The organism is Chthoniobacterales bacterium (genome assembly GCA_035274845.1).
GTDB lineage: Bacteria > Verrucomicrobiota > Verrucomicrobiia > Chthoniobacterales > UBA10450 > AV80.
In genome coordinates this window covers 1-3648 of sequence record DATENU010000003.1, presented here as the reverse complement: position 1 = coordinate 3648, position 3648 = coordinate 1, and the positions used below count along the sequence as shown (strand labels likewise).

The following is a 3648-nucleotide window of genomic DNA, read 5'->3' as shown; positions in this document are numbered from 1 at the left end:
CGGTGGGGGCGGCGGTGGGAAACGTCACTCCCGAACTGGCCAAAGTATCTATCTCGGCCGTCGTCATGATTTCAATGGGAATCCTTTTCAAAGCGGGATCGAAGCTCCCGGAGATATACGCCGATGAGATGTCGAAAGGCTCCCTGGAGAGGACGAGATCGATCTGATTCTGGGCTGCCGTTTGAGCTTCGCTGTAAAGGCGGGAAGTGACCGCGTAGGTATTGATCGAGTTAAACCCTATGTAGCAGCCGGCCGCCATAACCCCGAGCACAGCCAGGGCGATCACCACCTCAACGAGGGTAAATGCGGCTCGGGCGATGGGGGCAGCGTCCTGAAGACCATGCGGGGTTCTGGAATGGCGCAGCGGCAACATTATAATTGCCATAAGCAGGACGCATGCCGGTTTGTCCGGGGGAGGCCATGTGCCGGCTGGGCAAGGAGCACGCGTGTCCGGTACCCCTTTTGCTCAAAGCAAGTAATGATCCTGATGCATTCCCGGCCGAAGGAGCAGCGAGAGGCTGTTCGCAACCTCGTTCATACCGTCCTGACCCGGGACATGGGAACCTTCAACCCGGACCGCTTCAAGGACTGGATCAAGGAAATTGACGCCCGATTCCGGAAAGTGGGGTTGACCCTGACCTTCCAAATCAGGAATCGATCGGTCCACTTCACCATCAAGGAAATGCGATCCGGGCGCACCGCATTCAAATTTACCGCTTCCACTCACGTCCCCTTCGACGATCGGGACGTTGTCATGACGGTGGAAGAATTTGCCCAAAAGGTCATCCGCTAAGGTCAAACGTCGGCTGGCAGCAGCGCCGGCGGGTGAATTTTTTAGATGGCAGCCAATCGGCCCGTGCCTCCGGCGCGATTCAGTTCCGACGCATGGCTCGAAAGCGTTCCAATTCCTCGCATTGGTTGAATCAACGCCGGTGGAAACTGGCCGTCGGGGAATGGATCGGCCTGGTCCTCGCCTTTCTGGCGATCGTCCTGATCTTTTGCCTCTTTTTTATCCGCCGTCATTCGCTCGAGTATCACCTCGAACACACCTTCACGGTCCGGGATCCGGAGTTCTTCGGATCAGCCCTGGCCCTTTCGGACCCGGTCCCGATTGCGGGCAATAAGATCGAGATGCTGCTTAATGGGGATGAATATTTTCCGGCCATGCTGAAGGCGATCGGGGCCGCCCGGCAAACGGTCAATTTTGCCACCTACATTTTGCATTCGGATGAGGTCGGCCGGCAGTTTCGCGATGCCTTTTGTGAACGGGCCCGCGCCGGTGTCGAAGTCCGCGTTCTTCTGGACGGCATCGGTTCAGGTTGGAGCCTCGACAATTCGGACGTCGAGATGATGAAGAAAGCGGGGTGCAAATTCGCCTACTATCACCCGACCGCCTCGTGGCGAGTCGATCGTACTAATCGGCGATCGCATCGGCGCGTCCTCATTGTGGACGGGAAACTCGCATTCACCGGCTCGGCCGGATTCTCGAAGAAATGGGCCGGCCATGCCCAGGATAAGGACCATTGGCGAGACTCACAGGCGCGCATCGAAGGACCGCTCGTCGCCAAATTCCAGTGGGCTTTCGAAGAACACTGGGTAAAGACCTTTGGCGAAACCCTGAGTGGTGCGGGCAACTTTCCTCCTTTGGCGGAAGCTGGCGACTTGAAGGCCCAGGTCATCGCCTCGCACTCCTTTTCCATGGCGCCCGTCCCCTTGGTCCAGGCGACGGCGTTCGCGGCCGCGGAAAAGCGGATTTGGATTACCAATCCCTATTGCACTCCCACGGACGACCAGGTGGATCTTCTGGTCAAAGCCGTTCAACGCGGCGTCGACGTCCGGCTGCTTCTTCCCGGGATCAACAACGATCAGCCTCTGACCAAGTCCGCCGGCCGCGCCGCCTACGGGCGAATGTTGGAAGGAGGCGTAAAGATTTTTGAATACCAACCGACTATGATCCACGAGAAGGCGATGGTCGTGGACGGGTTGTTTTCGATGTTCGGTTCATCCAATTTCGACGCGCGGTCGTCCGAGATAAACGAAGAACTGGACGTAGTCATCCACGACAAAAACTTTAGCCGCCAGCTGGAAGATATTTTTGAAAAAGATCTGCAACAGTCCCGCGAATACACTCTGCAAGAGTTTAAGAACCGTTCCTGGTGGGAACGCACAAGCGAGTGGCTGATGCTGCCTTTCCGATCGCAGCTTTAGGGGGGGCATCCGGCCACCGAATCTATCCGCGTTGCCCGCGGTAGAAAAAGCGAGGCTCGCAGTTGCCCACGAGCCTCGCATTACTTTCTTGTCGGTTCGGGTTACGGCCCCCGGTCGTAGATTTCCACCAGGCCGATCCCGGTCCCGCCGTTTAACCCCGCCAGCAACACCGTGTAGAATCCGGGCGGCAACGACGCCGCGATCGCCGATTCCAGGTTGTTACTCGGCGCCAATCCGGCCGCCATGATCACGGCCGCTTGCCCCGCGTTATCCTGCCAGTCGTTGTTCGCGAGGATCAGCGTTCCGTTCTCGTCCCGCAGTTCCAACGTCGGATTGGCCAGCACCGCGCTCGCGGGGAAGAACGTCGGCGCCAGGCTCGGCCCTATCCCACGGACCACCACCCGGTCCAGGGAAGCCCCGTTACCCAGCACCATGCCCGCGATGACGATGTTGTCCCCCGTGTCCACGAACGCTCGCGTACTGATGTTCCCCAGTTTTCCGCTCGTCGGACTCAGGTCGTACACTTCCACCAGCGCCACCCCGGAGGTGTTGTTCTTCCCTCTTACTACCGCCGTGTAGGCTCCGGGCGCCAACATCGCGTCGATCGCTGACTCGAGGTCATTAGTCGGGGCTAACCCCGTCGCCTGGATCGCCGCCGCTTGCGTGTCTCTCCAGTTGTCGTTGGTCACCGTCGTAAACCCGCTCGGCCCATGCAGCTCGAGGATCGGATCCGCCAGCGGATCAGTGATCCCGTTATGCGCCAACGATGGCCCGATCGCTCGTACCACCACGTGCTTGCTTCCTGCCCCCGTGATGATGAACCCGCCGATCCCCACCTTGTCGCCCACCTGCACGCGCATCCGCGTCGACAGATTCAACGCTTGCGTTATTCCGCCCGGCGTCGGGGTTGCTGTCGGGGTCGGTGCAATTGTCGCTGTCGCTGTCGGTGTGGCTGTTGCCGTAGCGGTTGCTGTGGCCGTCGCGGTTGCTGTCGGCGTGGCTGTGGCCGACGCAGTGGCTGTCGGGGTCGGGGTCGGAGTTCCTCCGCAGCCACCGTTGATGTTAAACACAATGTGCATGTTCGGGAACCCGATCGCCGACGTGTCTGTCGGCGTCGTTAGGCCACAGCTGGCTGCACTGATGTAGCTCGGGCCCGTTTGCGCCGACGCGTTCGATCCGATGAAGAACGAATGACCCGCCGCCTGTCCATCCGGCGAATTGACTTCCATGATCAATTGCGTCGTCCCTGCTGGCACCACCGCCGCCAGCGGCACGCTCAATACCGTGTTGGTCTGGTCCGCCACGTTCACCGTCGTCGTCGCGATCTGCGTCCGCGTTCCGCCAGGGAAGGTCCCTGTGGTTTGCGTATACAGGCGCACGTTGATCGGTTGGGTCGTTCCTGTCCCCGCCGCATTGGCCGTCTCGATGCCAAAGGAAACC

At 59.8% G+C, this 3648-nt stretch carries 4 protein-coding genes; 2 read left to right on the top strand and 2 right to left on the bottom strand.

What is annotated here, in order from left to right; all coding sequences use genetic code 11:
• Positions 1–385, bottom strand: a 385-nt coding sequence (locus VJU77_01175; protein ID HKP01947.1) for a prepilin-type N-terminal cleavage/methylation domain-containing protein, incomplete at its 3' end; no start/stop codon positions are given.
• A 93-nt stretch (positions 386–478) separates the two neighbouring features.
• Between VJU77_01175 and VJU77_01170 the strand changes: the two genes are divergently transcribed.
• Both VJU77_01170 and VJU77_01165 read left to right on the top strand, forming a co-directional pair.
• The gene (locus VJU77_01170) at positions 479–793 is read left to right on the top strand and encodes a hypothetical protein (protein ID HKP01946.1); all 315 of its coding nucleotides are present in this window, start codon (positions 479–481) and stop codon (positions 791–793) included.
• Positions 794–885: 92 nt separating this feature from the next.
• On the top strand, positions 886–2208 hold the full coding sequence (locus tag VJU77_01165; protein ID HKP01945.1) for a phospholipase D-like domain-containing protein: 1323 nt from the start codon (positions 886–888) through the stop codon (positions 2206–2208).
• Positions 2209–2309: 101 nt separating this feature from the next.
• On the opposite strand, the gene VJU77_01160 is transcribed toward VJU77_01165, so the two are convergent.
• Positions 2310–3648 (bottom strand): hypothetical protein (locus VJU77_01160; protein HKP01944.1); only part of this gene is annotated, 1339 nt, incomplete at its 5' end.